Origin of the sequence: Janthinobacterium sp. GW458P (assembly GCF_002127585.1) — a bacterium.
In the GTDB taxonomy this organism is placed as follows: domain Bacteria; phylum Pseudomonadota; class Gammaproteobacteria; order Burkholderiales; family Burkholderiaceae_D; genus Janthinobacterium.
On sequence record NZ_NEGZ01000017.1, the window covers coordinates 70,512 to 84,962 of the forward strand.

12 protein-coding genes and 1 tRNA gene are annotated in these 14,451 nt (G+C 60.6%); 5 read left to right on the forward strand and 8 right to left on the reverse strand.

Translation table 11 applies throughout. The features are described 5' to 3' along the window. Nucleotides 1–152: 152 nt before the first annotated feature. From CBW50_RS28830 to CBW50_RS12430, 3 genes are all read right to left on the reverse strand, one after another. A complete protein-coding gene (locus CBW50_RS28830) occupies nucleotides 153–1,034 on the reverse strand; it encodes a hypothetical protein (protein WP_139842489.1) in 882 nt (293 codons plus the stop codon). A 1,113-nt stretch (nucleotides 1,035–2,147) separates the two neighbouring features. Continuing rightward, complete coding sequence (locus CBW50_RS12425) at nucleotides 2,148–2,363, reverse strand: hypothetical protein (RefSeq protein ID WP_086145841.1); 216 nt, start codon at nucleotides 2,361–2,363, stop codon at nucleotides 2,148–2,150. After that, nucleotides 2,360–2,617: a hypothetical protein gene (locus CBW50_RS12430; protein ID WP_086145842.1), complete on the reverse strand. Its 258-nt coding sequence runs from the start codon at nucleotides 2,615–2,617 to the stop codon at nucleotides 2,360–2,362. The genes CBW50_RS12425 and CBW50_RS12430 overlap by 4 nt, the downstream gene beginning before the upstream one ends. Before the next feature lie 549 nt (nucleotides 2,618–3,166). Between CBW50_RS12430 and CBW50_RS28835 the strand changes: the two genes are divergently transcribed. Both CBW50_RS28835 and CBW50_RS28840 read left to right on the forward strand, forming a co-directional pair. Beyond that, nucleotides 3,167–3,361, forward strand: a complete 195-nt coding sequence (locus CBW50_RS28835; protein WP_139842490.1) for a hypothetical protein — start codon at nucleotides 3,167–3,169, stop codon at nucleotides 3,359–3,361. Next, the gene (locus tag CBW50_RS28840; protein WP_139842491.1) at nucleotides 3,362–3,616 is read left to right on the forward strand and encodes a hypothetical protein; all 255 of its coding nucleotides are present in this window, start codon (nucleotides 3,362–3,364) and stop codon (nucleotides 3,614–3,616) included. Nucleotides 3,617–3,961: 345 nt separating this feature from the next. Here CBW50_RS28840 and CBW50_RS12435 read toward each other — a convergent pair. From CBW50_RS12435 to CBW50_RS12455, 5 genes are all read right to left on the reverse strand, one after another. Next, nucleotides 3,962–4,051 (reverse strand) — tRNA-Ser (locus CBW50_RS12435). A gap of 118 nt (nucleotides 4,052–4,169) precedes the next feature. Then, nucleotides 4,170–6,215, reverse strand: a complete 2,046-nt coding sequence (locus CBW50_RS12440; RefSeq protein WP_086145843.1) for an EAL domain-containing protein — start codon at nucleotides 6,213–6,215, stop codon at nucleotides 4,170–4,172. Between the two features lies 1 nt (nucleotide 6,216). Further along, the gene (locus CBW50_RS12445; RefSeq protein WP_086145844.1) at nucleotides 6,217–7,401 is read right to left on the reverse strand and encodes an EAL and HDOD domain-containing protein; all 1,185 of its coding nucleotides are present in this window, start codon (nucleotides 7,399–7,401) and stop codon (nucleotides 6,217–6,219) included. Between the two features lie 220 nt (nucleotides 7,402–7,621). Continuing rightward, nucleotides 7,622–8,248, reverse strand: a complete 627-nt coding sequence (locus CBW50_RS12450) for a response regulator transcription factor (RefSeq protein ID WP_086145845.1) — start codon at nucleotides 8,246–8,248, stop codon at nucleotides 7,622–7,624. Between the two features lie 11 nt (nucleotides 8,249–8,259). Beyond that, nucleotides 8,260–9,630 carry a cache domain-containing protein gene (locus tag CBW50_RS12455; RefSeq protein WP_086145846.1) on the reverse strand — a complete coding sequence of 457 codons (1,371 nt, stop codon included), beginning with the start codon at nucleotides 9,628–9,630 and terminating at the stop codon, nucleotides 8,260–8,262. 242 nt (nucleotides 9,631–9,872) lie between these two features. Here CBW50_RS12455 and CBW50_RS12460 point away from each other — a divergent pair, with 242 nt between their 5' ends. The 3 genes from CBW50_RS12460 to CBW50_RS12470 all read left to right on the forward strand — a co-directional run. Continuing rightward, nucleotides 9,873–11,933 (forward strand): carbon starvation CstA family protein, encoded by a 2,061-nt coding sequence (locus CBW50_RS12460; protein WP_086145847.1) that lies wholly within the window; start codon nucleotides 9,873–9,875, stop codon nucleotides 11,931–11,933. Further along, complete coding sequence (locus CBW50_RS12465; protein WP_076570667.1) at nucleotides 11,933–12,133, forward strand: YbdD/YjiX family protein; 201 nt, start codon at nucleotides 11,933–11,935, stop codon at nucleotides 12,131–12,133. Before CBW50_RS12460 ends, CBW50_RS12465 begins: the two co-directional genes overlap by 1 nt. A 302-nt stretch (nucleotides 12,134–12,435) precedes the next feature. Continuing rightward, nucleotides 12,436–14,451 (forward strand): ATP-binding protein (locus tag CBW50_RS12470; protein WP_086145848.1); only part of this gene is annotated, 2,016 nt, incomplete at its 3' end.

Sequence of the window (14,451 nt, forward strand, 5' to 3'; positions counted from 1 at the left end):
GCTGTTATTATTTGAGTTGTTTCTGGGCTGTTTTAGCCCAGGAGTGACAACAGAATGACAGCTTTTTTTCCGCCCTTCAAACTAATCCCTCTCGCCTTCACGCTAGCATTTCCCCAGTCTGACGGGCACTCTCGAAAGGTATGAAGTCACAATCAAAATTTTGCTGAGGCTTCGTTTTCAGTTCGCCGCTCAGCCTCCAACCTTTGTGGTTCACTCATATCCACCTTCATGCTTTCGTCCATCGTCTCAGAGTCAACGATACGAAAACTATAACCATTTGCCAAGTCTCCCTGGTAATAAATCACTGCTGATATGTACTTACCACCGATAATTTCCCTATCTTTGTAAGGGAAACGGCTAGGACGATAGATTCCTACGGGAGTCCGCCGCCCTCCCCAAAGAAACGAAATAAATCTCGACTCAGGATTCATATGAGATGCAGGAACGGCATCTCCAGACGTTATTCTAGGCTGTCCATACTTTGCCACAAGCATAACAATAAGACTATCTCGATTAATTGCGGGACTAAAACCCTGGTCAACAAAAACACTGGCCAGAAGGTCTCCTTGTGCTTTGCCAGAAAAAATAAAACGCGCTGATATACAATTTTGTTGCAAGTCACTAGTATCAGCGGAGCGACATGAATTATCTATAATTCCTTGATCATCCCCAGCCATGATCGCAAGAATATCAAATGAATTATCTCTAGACTCCAATTTAACGTGCGGAAATTCATTTTCCGCCAATTGCAACACTTTATCCGACGCATCGCCGAGAGAAATATTGCGATACTGCAGCATCGCTTCAGCTCCAACGCTTAGAGGAAGACCCAGTAAATAGATCGGCAAAAATCGCCGCACGTACCAAGAAATATTTATCATTTTCATAGCCATAAAATATTTAATTATTGCATCACACACATAATTTTGTCGATCCGACAATATAAAAATGCCTTCAAACCAAAGCGGACAATTAACGAAGCCATACATATTACTCGCACGTCCATGCTTTGCGCCGACCTGTTCGAATGGCATGCGGTGAACACTGCATTAATCTGTGGCGCAAATACGCCGCAAGCTGCCGCGCCGCTCGCCTGCCTCGAATAGATGTGGGCCACAGGGCCGCAACACAGTCCCGCCAGGACGCGAAAACACCCATTCCATGCCCATCAAAAAAAACGCTCAAAGTGCGCCAAAATGCGTCAAAACGCATGTCCCTCTTCGCCCGCCGCGCCAGTCCTCATGCGCGTTTGGCCATGGCTTAAATTTGAGTCAAAAGAGCCCTATATAGCGGGCAGGTGTGGAGGGGGGACAACTGCGCGCGCCGGGCCGAAACTGGCTTTTTTTTGCTCCAAGAGCAACATCAATCGTCGGGACGTGAAAAAGCCGCCTCGTGGGCGGCTTTTACGGTGGCTGGGGCGCGCTGGCGTGGCTGGCCTGTCGCGGCTCCGCCCCGCCGGCTATCGCAGCGTGACGGTCATCCTGCGCGGCCGGCGCGCGCGTTGTAAGCCTGCTCCTTGTCGTAGTCGTCGCGGCAGTCCACATTAGGGGCCAGAGTCAGGTCTGTCATTCGGACACGGACTGATGCGTCGGGTGCTGTGAAAGCTGGCTCAGTTAAAGACCTAATTAGAACCACGAACGCGCGCCTGCCGCGCAGCAGCAGCGGTTGGAGGATTCGGGGAGGGCTGGGCCGGTAGGCCCAGCCCTTCGAATCTCACACGCAGGGCGCGAAGGCGCCCTGCGTGTGAGATTCGAATAACTAGGATTTATGGGTCCTACAGCGTCAAAATAACATCCATACCTACTAACCTACCTACAGAGGGAAATTAGCATGAAAAAGACTTACGTGCCGGAACTCACCTGCGAAGACGCCAGGCGCGAACATACATGGATGATGCAGCAGCGTATTTCCCCTATGGATGGTGTGCGATAGTTTATAAAAGCTACGCTAAAAGTTGCGCCGTTCGATCTTACGCAAAACGCCAGGGTCTGATACTGTTTCGCGGGGCCGCGAACTCCATGTGCGCAGCGCATCCTCATGCGCGCGGGCCGGTAGCGCAACTGCCCACTCCATGCCATCGCGGCATGAAGTGGGACCCGAATGACGCCACGGCGGTGGAGCTGTGGCGGCACGTCTGACACCGGACGTCAGGAGCGCGGGATAACCTTGTGCAATTTGCGCAGCATTTCAGCGTGGTCGGTCACCTTGCTCAAGTCGTCGTCCACCTCGACCTGATGCGCCAAATGCCCTTTTTGAATGAGCACGCCCCCTTCCATGTCGCCTTGCTTTGCTTTCAGTACATGGCCCTGGATGGCAGCCACCAAGCCGCCGTTCTCATCGGTTACAACGGTCATCTTGGTCATGACATCCCCCCGCCTTGCAGATTGTGCCAGCAGCCACCCGGGCCTCTATTGGTGATGGTAACGAAATAGGTGGCGATGCCGTCGTTATCTAACTGCTTGCACTGCTGGTCCGCCAGATGGACCGCTTTGCCATTGGGGCGTTTGATATCGGCAGAGGCGAATTGAGTTCCGCGATCGCCGCCAAAACTGTACCACCAGTTAACATGCTGGCCTTGCGCCAAGAATATTAATGGTCCAAAGTTATTGAAAGCCATATTAGTTCTCCATCCATAAAATTGGTGAATCACTGTGTTAAATGGCGCATAGGTATCAGTAAAAATGCGCCCACCTACCCGCCGGAGTAGACTTATATACTCCGGCCTCCCCTCTTGCAGAACAACAAGAGATTGAATATATATAAATTAAATATAGCCCACTCAATATTAATATTTAAATGCTATAACATTTGCCGCCATTTTTAGTATGTATGATGGCATCCATCCTCATCAACAGTGCAGAATTCCATAGTAGTTCTAACTTGCCGATTGATTCTATTGAATAGTCACTTCTGACGCCGCCACTGATAGCCAGGAGCAGATGCACTTCAACGTCATGCCCTGCGCCTAAGCATCCATACGTCGATCGTACCTACTACACTGCCTACGCATAAAAATCGGTACAAAAAGTCTTTGTGTACCTGCACGCCAGTGCATGGAGGAAAGTTGCGTCAGAACGGGTTTCCGATGAACAAGGCAACAATGCATTGCAAAAAAAACAAACACAGGGTACGCCAAAATGGTTGCCAACTAATTAACGGAGCTGAAGTGAAAACAGTATCCCCGTATGAAATTATTTCCGCTGACGCTGTAGTGCCAGGAGAACTCATCTTGTTGACGATTGATGAGCAAACTACTACCGCATTCGCGTTTCAAGACGCCAGTGAGGACGTGGGATTCTTACTCTTGGAAGGTAATCACATCGATGAGGTTGAGTACCTTGAGAGAAGGAAAGTGCAATGATTGATTCAATCTGTTTACATGGAACTACCAAGAGGTGCAAGTGGCTGGGCGGGTCAGCAGCGCCCCGAAGGCCCTTTGCTGGTAGCTATAGATGGAGAGAAAACCTATTTCATTTATCAAAGATACGGACAAGCAAATGCTGTTGATATTGATACTGGTCTAGTAAGTGATGCTCCTAGAAACCCACTGTATCTGCACAAATGGGCGATTTATGAGAACGAATCCCACGAACTGCTTCTGCAAGGCGGCGCCTAAACATCGTGCGAGCATCTGTACAAGCTAACCCACAGTCTCGTGCGGCGCTCATAGTTCCCCTATATCCGTTTCCCTTCACGTAGGAGGGGCCAGGGTCAGGTCCGCCATTCGGACACGGACTGATGCGTCGGGTGCTGTGAAAGCTGGCTCAGTTGAAGACCTAATTAGAACCACGAACGCGCGCCTGCGGCGCGCGGGGCTGCCGCGCAGCGGCAGCGGTTGGAGGATTCGGGGAGGCTGGGCCGGTAGGCCCAGCCCTTCGAATCTCACACGCAGCGCGCGAAGGCGCCCTGCTTGCTTCCGCCAGGAAATAAAAAACCGCCCGAAGGCGGTTTCTTTATTTCCTGGCGGAAGCGGTGAGATTCGAACTCACGAACAGTTTAACCCGTCGCTAGTTTTCAAGACTAGTGCCTTCAACCACTCGGCCACGCTTCCAGATGGCAGCATTATACATAAAGGTCACCGGCTTACCAATGGCTAGTACTGTCGTGCTCTTATTTCCGCCAGCGGCAAGGGCCGGGGCGATGCATGCGCAGCACGCCGGGCAGATGCCCTACAGGCCCCAGTTTTCCCGCAGCGCTCTTTCAAACTCCCCCGCCGGCAAGGGGCGCGAGAAGAGGTAGCCCTGCACTTCGTCGCAGCCAGAACTCTTCAGGAAAGCCAGCTGCTCGGCCGTTTCCACGCCTTCCGCGATGACTTTGTGGTGCAGCTGCTGGGCGATGCTGATGATGGTGCTGGCGATGGCGCAGTCGCTGGCGTCGGTCGGGATGCCGGTGGTAAAAGACCTGTCGATTTTCAGGGTGTCGATGGGGAAGCGCTTGAGGTAGGACAAGCTGGAGTAACCGGTGCCGAAGTCGTCCAGCGACAGGGCCACGCCCAGCGCCGTGATGCGGTCCATGATGCCGATGACCCTCTCGATGTTGTGCATCAGGGTGCTTTCCGTGATTTCCAGCTCCAGCCAGGCCGCTTCCAGGCCGTAGCGGGCCAGGGTTGCCGCCACCCTGGCGGGCAAGGCCGCCGTGAATTCGCGCGCGGAGACGTTGACGGCCAGGCGGATGGGCGGCAAGCCGGCCAGTTTCCATGCTTGCGCCTGGGCGCAGGCCGCTTCCAGCACCCATTCGCCCACCTGCACCACCAGGCCCGTCGATTCGGCCAAAGGGATGAACTCGGCAGGCGGGATCATGCCGTGCTGCGGGTGGTGCCAGCGCACGAGGGCTTCAGCGCCGATGATGCGCCCGCTCGCCAAGGCATATTTCGGCTGGTAGTGCAGCAACAGTTGCTGTTCAGACAAGGCCTGCCGCAAGCCCGTTTCCAGGCGCATGCGCGCCTGCATGCCCTGGTTCATGTCCTGACTGTAAAAGGCCACGCTTTCCGCTTCGCCGCCGCTGTCCTGCTTGGCGCGGTACATGGCGATGTCGGCCAGGCGCAGCAGGGTTTCCGCGTCCTGCCCGTCCTGCGGATACACGCTGATGCCGATGCTGGCGCCCACACGCAGGTCGTGGCCTTCGATCAGGAAAGGTTGCACGAGGGAAGAGAGAAGTTTTTGCGACACCATGCTGGCCTCGAAATGCTGGCCGATGTCGAACAGGCCGACGGCGAACTCGTCGCCGCCCAGGCGCGCCACCAGATCCTGGTCGCGCAATGCCTGGCGGAACCGCAGCGAGACCTGGCGCAGCAGCTCGTCGCCGATGCGCCGGCCCAGGGTGTCGTTGATCAGCTTAAAACGGTTCAGGTCGATGAACAGCACGCAGCCGAGCATCTTGCTGCGCTGCGCCACGCTCAAGGCCTGGTCGACCAGCTTGGCCAGCAGGGTGCGGTTGGGCAGGCTGGTCAGCGGGTCGTAATACGCGAGGTGGTGCAGGCGCTCTTCGGCCAGCTTGCGTTCCGTGATATCGGTGAGGTAGGCGATGAGTCCGATGGGCTTGTCGTCCATGTCCTGCAGCGGCGACAAGGACAGGCTGGCCCAGAAGATCTCGCCCGACTTCTTTCGGCGGCGCACCTCCATCAGGCGCCCTCCCTGCTCCAGGAAGGCGTCATGGAAACCCGTGTCCTCGTCGTCGTACAGGAACAGGATGTTGCGCCCCACGGCTTCCACCGAGCTGTAGCCGAACAGGCGCTCGGCGCCCTTGTTCCAGCTGGTGATGTAGCCCGTCAAGTCCATCGTCAGCACGGATTCGTGCAGCTGGTCGAGGATTTGCGTCTGCTGCGCCAGCAAGGCTTCGACTTGCGCGTACGCATGCGTGGAGCGCTGCGCCAGCGAGTGCACCTGCAGCACGCCGGCCGTCAGCGACGCCAGGCTGGCCAGGTGGCGGCGGTCGGCGTCGTTGTAGACGCTGCGGCCGGCCACGGCGTAATGGCCAAAGCAATGGCCGTCGAAGCTGACTTCCTGCAGCAGGGCGGGCGTATCGCGCGCAAACGGCATGCGCGGCGCGGCGCCCTGGGCGCTGGCCGACGGCAGGAATTGTGCATGCGGGCTGGCCGTCACGGCGCCGGCGATGCGCCCCAGTTCGGCCATCAGTGCCGGGCCACGCAAGCGCACGACGGCGTCGCACAGGGCGGCGCTGTCACCAAGGTAATCCGACACCGGCAGCAAGGTCATGCTACAGGTTCCGGCTGACCTGGATGGCCCACTGGTAGGCCTGTAGCAGGCTGCGCCAATAGGTTTCTCCATCGATGCCGGCGCGGCGCAAGCCGTCGGGCGGGGGCGCGCCGCTTTCCACCAGCGCCAGCAAGGCACCCAGCTCGCCGTTGCGTTCAAGCAAGGCAGCGCTGACTTCGGGCGCCAGGTTCAGCGTGGCGATGATGTCTTCCATGGGCATGCCCAGCAGGACGTCGAGCAGGGAAAACACGCCCGCCATGAAGGCCAGGTCCTGCGCGTCGCGGTCGCCGCCGCGCAGCTGGCACAGCGCTTCCATCTGCGCCGCGCGCACGGCCGCCAGCGGCAGCAGCGCGTGGATCTTGCCATCGTCCTGCTGGCGCGCATACAGCAGCAGTTGCAGCCAGCGCTGCAGCTGGCGCCGGCCCAGCAGGGTGATGGCCTGGCTGAAGCTGGTAATCGGCGCCGTGAAGCCGAAGGCGGCCGAATTGACCAGTTTCAATAAATGATAGCTGAGCGAGGGGTCTTGCTTGAGCGGCACTTCCAGCTCGTGCGCGTCGGCATCGCGGGCCAGCAAGCCCAGCAGTGCGAGCACGCGGCGGCGCGAGGTGGCGTCTTCCGGCTCGCTTTGCTGGCGTGCATGGTGCAGGGCGTAGTCGCCGGCAAACCAGCTGGCGCCAAGTTCTTGCACGGCAGCAAGCTGTTCGGCATCGACGATGTTGTAGGCCAGGTGCGGTCCCGGCAAGGGCAGCAGCTGATGCAAGCCCGGCAGTTTTCCGGCCGCGTCGACGGCGAGCGCGCGCGCCTCGACCAGCGCCGCCGTCACGGGACCGGCGCCGGGGCCGTCCACGATGATGCGGTAGCCCGCGTCGCGCCACTGCTGGCATTTCTTCTGGATCTGCTTGTCGCCGGCAAAGGTGGCCGGCAAACGGAAAATGGTGCGCTGCGGCGCCAGTTGCGCCAGCACGGCCTCGTCCACGCCATGCGGGTCGGCCAGGGGAACGATGCAGTCGAGCGGCGCCAGGAAGGCATACGCATCGGCAGCGGCCAGCGCCGCGACCAGCGCCGTCATCAGCGGCACCGTCGATGACTGCGGCACGTGCAAGGTGACAGCGACCCACTCGTTATGAGCATTGGCAACTGCTTGTAATCCCACCAAAGGAAACAGGTTTGATTCAGACGCTGACATCGGTATCTCAGTGTGGGTAGGGCGCCATAGTAAATAAACTGACCAGCATTGGCAACCCTGGCCCGACAGGGATGCCATTTCGACAGCAAGAATCATTCTATCCGAATCTCACCGGTGAAACAGTTTAATATTAGCAATAAATGTTCAAAAAAAACATTTCCCCGGGAAAGCCGCCTGTCATGCGGGTTTGAAAAAAACACACTGCTTTGCGCGCACCCGTTCAGGCGCCGCCGTGCGCGTGCTCGACCGCGTATTTGATCAGTTCGGCCTGTCCTTCGATACCGAGCTTGCGCTTGATGTTCAGCCGGTGCGTCTCCACCGTGCGCACGCTCAGGTCCAGTTCGCGCGCGATCTGCTTGTTCGACTGGCCCGCCGCGATGTGCTGCAGCACCTGCTGCTCGCGCGTGGTGAGGAAGGAATCGTGGACTTGCGGGCGAGATAACTGCCGCGCCAGGGCCGCGCTGTAGTAAATGCCGCCGGACATCACCGTCTCGATGGCAAAGACAATATCTTTCCCCGGAGCATCTTTGAGCACATAGCCGCGCGCGCCCGCCTGCAGGGCTTGCGACACGTATTCGAGCTTGTCGTGCATGGACAGGATCAGCACGGCGATCTGCGGAAACGCCTGCTTGAACAGCGCCGTCGCCTCAATGCCATTCGTGCCGCGCATATTGATATCCATCAACACCAGGTCCACCTGGTGGAGGCGCGCCTGGGCCAGTGCCTCGTCGGCGCCGCCCGCCTCGGCCACCACGTCGAAATGCGCCACCGCTTCCAGGCGCGCGCGCAGGCCGTCGCGCACGAGGGGGTGGTCGTCCACCAGCAGAATTCGGATCGTGTCGCTCATGGTTCTCATCATTAGTGGGTGGAGGAAAGGGCGAGCCGCGCCAGCACCACGGTGCCGGCCGCCGAGGACGCGATGTGCAGGCTGCCGCCGATGGCTTCCATGCGCTCCGTCATGTTGCGCAGGCCGATGCCGCGCTGCGGGTGCAGGGCGATGCCGTCGAAGTCGAAGCCGCCGCCATTGTCGCCGATGCGCAGCTCCACCGTCTTGCCCGTCTCGCGCAGGCTGACCTCGATGGCGCTGGCGTGGGCATGGCGCTCGCTGTTCGTCAGCGCTTCCTGGGCGATGCGGAACAGGACGGTATTGACCATGTCGGGCAAGCCCTCGCCCGCCGCCGCCGGACTGGCCGTGAAACTGGCTTGCGCGCTGCTGCTGTCGTTAAATTCATGCACGAGGTGGTCGAGCGCGGCGGCCAGGCCCAGGTCGTCGAGGATGGCGGGGCGCAGGTTGTGCGAAATGCGCCGCACCTCGCCCAGCACCTTGTTGAGCTGCTCGGCGGCCCGCTCGAACGTGGCCGGCGCCTTGTCTTTCTGTTCGGTATTGCCGGCCAGCCGCGCGATGCCCGCCTCGATCTGCAGCTTGATGGAAACGAGCCACTGGCTGATGCCGTCGTGCAAGTCACGCGACAGCCGCGCCCGCTCCTCTTCCTGCGATTCGACCACGCGCTGCGCCAGCACTTTCAGCTTGGCGTCGGCCACGCGCAGCTCGCGCAGGTTCAGCGCCAGGCCGCAGGCGGCCACCAGCAGGGCGCCGAAGATGGCGATGGCGGCGATCAATTCCATGGTCGAGCGGATATTGCGCGACTGCTGGGCGTCCACCTTGGCCAGCGCCTGGTCCACGTCATCCATGTAGATGCCGGTGCCCATCATCCAGCCCCATTCCGGCATCAATATCACATAGCCGAGCTTGGGCGCGGACTTGTTCGTCGACGGCTTGATCCAGTTGTAGCGCTCGAAGCCGCCGCCGCTCTCGGCCCGCCGCATCAGGCGCTGGATGGTCAGATTGCCCTCGGCGTCGCGCAGCTCCCACAGGTTCTGCCCCACCAGCTCGGGCTGGCGCGGGTGCATCAGCGACCTGCCCTGCAAATCGTAGATGAAGAAATAGCCGTCGTCGCCATAGCTGAGCGAGGCGAGGATGCGCTTGGCCTCCTCTTGCGTGGCGGCATCCTTGCGCCCCGAGCCGTACAGGGAGGCGATGGAATGGCTGGCCAGGGTCACGTAATGCTTGAGTTCGGCTTCCTTGCTGGCCAGGTACGCTTGCTGGATGGTGGCGCGCTGCTGTTCTGCCAGCGTGACAGCCTGGTGCCGCACGGCAAACGCGATGGCGCACAGGGCGAGGATCAGCGGCGTGATGGCCAGGAAGATGACTTTCTGTCTGAGTTTCATGGCCTGGCGTGCTCCGGCGGCGTCGATACGGTGGAAATCAATGATTTTACGTTGCGGCGCCGTGATCGCCCTGCGTAGTAATACTGAGCGTTACTGCGTAGTCTTGCGCTTGCGGCAATTATACGATTCCTGAATACTCGCCATAAGCTGCAGATACACCAAAAGTAACATCAAACTGGCGACGACCAGGCGCAGCAACCATCATCGCACGGCACAGCGCCCGTCACATCTCTGGAGGAAGCATGAACCGCATTTTCAAACAGCTCGGCTGGGCAGCGCTTGCGCTGGCCGGCGCCGGGTCCCTGGGCGTTGTCGCCCTGCAACGTGGCGAACCGATCAGCGCGATCTGGATCGTCATCGCCGCCGTCTGCGTCTACCTGATCGCCTACCGTTTCTACAGCCTGTTCATCGCCGACAAGGTGCTGGGCCTGGACGCCCGCCGCATGACGCCGGCCTTCAAGCACAACGACGGCCTCGATCACGTGCCGACCAACAAATACGTACTGTTCGGCCACCATTTCGCGGCCATTGCCGGCGCCGGCCCCCTGGTCGGCCCCGTGCTGGCCGCGCAGATGGGCTATCTGCCCGGCATGCTGTGGATACTGGCCGGCGTCGTGTTCGCGGGCGCCGTGCAGGATTTCATCGTGCTGTTCATTTCCATGCGCCGCGACGGCCGCTCGCTGGGCGACCTGATCAAAGCTGAGCTGGGCGAGATTCCCGGCATGATCGCTCTGCTCGGCTGCTTCATGATCATGGTCATCATTTTGGCCGTGCTGGCCTTGATCGTCGTCAAGGCATTGACAGGTTCTCCATGGGGCAGCTTCACCGTGATGGCGACGATCCCCATCGCCCTGTTCATGGGCGTGTATTCGCGCTTCATCCGCGTGGGCCGCATCGGCGAAATCTCCATCATCGGCTTCGTGCTGCTGATGCTGGCCATCATCGGCGGCCAGTACGTGCAGGAACACGCGGTGCTGGGCCCGATGTTCACCTTCACGGGCACGGAACTGACGTGGATGCTGATCGGCTACGGCTTCATCGCCTCGGTCCTGCCCGTGTGGCTGCTGCTGGCGCCGCGCGACTACCTGTCGACCTTCCTGAAGATCGGCACGATTTTGGGCCTGGCCATCGGCATCATCGTCGTCGCGCCTTACCTGAAAATGCCGGCCATGACCAAGTTCATCGACGGCTCCGGCCCCGTCTGGTCGGGCAATCTGTTCCCCTTCCTGTTCATCACGATTGCCTGCGGCGCCGTGTCCGGCTTCCACGCGCTGATTTCCTCGGGCACCACGCCGAAGATGATAGAAAATGAAAGCCATGCCCGCTTCATCGGCTATGGCGCCATGCTGATGGAATCGTTCGTGGCCATCATGGCCCTGGTGGCCGCCTCGACCATCGAGCCGGGCATCTATTTCGCCATGAACAGCCCGGCCGCCCTGATCGGCACCACGGCGGAATCGGCCGCGCAGGCCATCTCGCAGTGGGGCTTCTATGTGACGCCGGACATGCTGACGCAGACGGCCAAGGACGTTGGCGAGCACAGCATCATCTCGCGCGCGGGCGGCGCACCGACCCTGGCCGTCGGCATGGCGCAGATCCTCTCCGGCGCCATCGGCGGCAAGGCCATGATGGCCTTCTGGTATCACTTCGCCATCCTGTTCGAGGCACTGTTCATCCTGACGGCCGTCGATGCGGGCACGCGTGCCGGCCGCTTCATGCTGCAGGATTTGCTGGGCAGCTTCGTGCCAGCGCTGAAACAGACGGAAAACGTCATCGCCAACCTGCTGGCCACGGGCCTGTGCGTGGCGGCCTGGGGCTACTTCCTGTACCAGGGCGTGGTCGATCCGCTGGGCGGCATCAACACCCTGTGGCCGCTGTTCGGCATCGCCAACCAGATGCTGGCGGCCATCGCGCTGATCCTCGGCACTTGCGTGCTGTTCAAGATGAAACGGGGCCAGTATGCATGGGTCACCATCACGCCGACCATCTGGCTGCTGCTGTGCACCTTGACGGCGGGCTGGCAAAAGATTTTCGACGCCAATCCGCGCGTGGGTTTCCTCGCGCATGCGAAGAAATACTCGGCAGCCCTCGATGAAGGCACGCTGCTGGCGCCGGCCAAGTCGGTGGCGCAGATGCGCCAGATCATCTTCAACGATTACCTGGACGCCGGCCTGGCCGCCTTCTTCGTGGTGGTCGTCGTCAGCGTGCTGTTCTTCGGCATCCGCACGATTGTGAAGGCGCGCGCCGACAGCAAGCCTAGCACCAGGGAAACGCCGTTCCAGGCCATGCCCACGGTGCAATGATGCTCGACGAAATCATCAAGGCGGGCCGGTATCTGGGGCAAAGCATGCGCCTCATGTGCGGCCTGCCCGAGTACGACACCTACGTGGCGCACCGGGAAGTGACCCATCCCGGCGAGCCGATGATGACGTATGAAGAGTTTTTCCGCGAACGGCAGGAAGCGCGCTACGGCGGCGCAGGCAAACGCGGCGGCTGCTGTTAGGCTGACACCTGACCCAGCCTGCTGCGCGTCGGTATAGGCGGCCTGCGATGCTCACGGTACTTCAGTACGGTTGCGCTTCTCGGCCGCCTCTCCCTTCCGCTCGCTACGGCTGGGTCAGGTGTTGTTGCTCAGCAATAACTTGAGGGCGTTTCTTCGGGACCGCCCCTCGTTTCATCTCGTATAAGTTCCCCTCCCCTCTCTTCCCTTAGACCCACATCAATATCTAGGTGTGTCTTCGCGTCTATATTTTTCCAATAGGAATTAAATAACAGTCAACGGGCGACCGGGGAAGCAGCGAATTCATGTTCAATTTCCAACGTTCCAGCATCAGCCAGAAACTGACCATGATTTCGGTGCTGTCGTCGGGCTGCGCGCTGCTGCTGGTGTTCGTGGCGTTCGCGCTGACGTCCGTGCTCAGCCACAAGAACGATGAAGGCAAGCAACTGCTGTCGCTGGCGGGGGTGATCGGCGCGGCGGGGGCGACGCCGTTGCTGATAGGCAAGCCGGCCCAGGCCCAGGCGGAACAGATGCTGGCGGCGCTGGCCGCGCGCGATGAAGTGGCCCAGGCGGCCCTGTTCGACAAGGGCGGGCGCCTGTTCGCCCTGTACCGCGCGCCGCAGCACGACAAGGAGCTGGCGGCGCCGGAAGACATGGACCCGGCCCTGCTGGCCGACATGGCCGTGCAGCCCGTCACGCAAGGCTCGGGCACGACCCTGGCGCCGGCCATGCGCTTGTACCGTCCCGTCTACCGGCCGGCCGCGGACGGGCAGGAGGTCATCGGCGCCGTGCTGATCGAGGCCGACCTGAACCACATGTGGCGCGACATCGGCCGCCACGTGGGCGCCATCGGCGGCGCCACCGTGCTGTCCTTCCTGATCGCCGTGTTCCTGGCGCGGCGCTTCAAGAGCGTGATTGCCGAACCGATCACCAAGCTCATTGATACAGCGCAAAAGGTCTCCAGCAGCCAGACCTACAGCCACCGCATCGCCCACCAGCGCAGCGACGAACTGGGCGTGCTGATCGACAGTTTCAACGACATGCTGGCGCAGATCGACAGCCGCGACAGCACCCTGGCCAATTACCGCGACCAGCTCGAACGCCAGGTGGGCGTGCGCACGGCGCAGCTGGAAAAGGCCAAGGATGCGGCCGAGGCGGCCAGCCAGGCGAAAAGCGCGTTTCTCGCCACCATGAGCCATGAAATCCGCACGCCGATGAACGGCGTGCTGGGCATGACGGAATTGCTGCTGGCCAGCCCTTTGAGCCCGCAGCAGCGCCACTACACGAGCATGGTGCAGCGCTCGGGGCAGAATCTGCTGGTGATCATCAACGACATCCTCGACTTTTCCAAGATCGAGGCGGGCAAGCTCAGCGTGGAATACATCCGCTTCAATTTCCGCGAATTGCTCGACGATATAGAGCACGTGTTCGCGCCGCAGGCGGAAGCGAAGAATATCTGCCTGGAATTCGATATCGCCAACGACATCCCGATCGCCATCTGCGGCGACCCGAACCGCTTGCGCCAGATCATCGTCAACCTGCTGGGCAACGCCATCAAGTTCACGGAAACGGGCAAGGTCACCGTCAAAGTGGAAGTGTGCAGCGAAGACGCGCCCAGCGTGGGCTTGCGCTTCGAGGTGCATGACACGGGCATCGGCGTGTCGGACGAGGCGCGCAGCCGCATCTTCGAATCGTTTTCGCAGGCCGACGGCTCGACCACGCGCAAGCATGGCGGCACGGGCCTGGGGCTGACCATCTCGAAACAGCTGGTCGAGCTGATGGGCGGAAAAATCGGCGTCGACAATGCTTTAACGCAAGGCTCAATCTTCTGGTTCGAAGTAAATTTCGATAAACGGCGGGTCGACAGCGACGATCCGTCCTTCAACCTGAAAACCACGCGAGGGTTACGCGCCTTGATCGTCGACCACACTCCCGCCACGCGCGCCGTGCTGGAACGGCAGCTGGCCAGCTGGCACATCGTCAGCGACAGCGCCGGCACGGCGGGCGAGTGCCTGGGCAAGCTGCACGCGGCCGCGCAGGCGGGCACGCCGTATGGCGTGGCCCTGCTCGACATGGAATTGCCGCGCACCAGCGGCCTGGCCCTGGCCGCCACCATCAAGAGCGATCCGCGGCTGGCCGACCTCAAATTACTGCTGCTGAGCACGGAACAGGCCGCGGCCGACCCCGTGCAGCGGCGCGAGGCGGGCGTGGCCTTCCAGCTGATCAAGCCGGCCCGCGAATGCGATCTGTTCGACTGCATCGTCACGCCGCCGCGCGCCGGCGAAAGCCTGCGCGCCGCGCCGCCGCACGCCCTGCGCCCC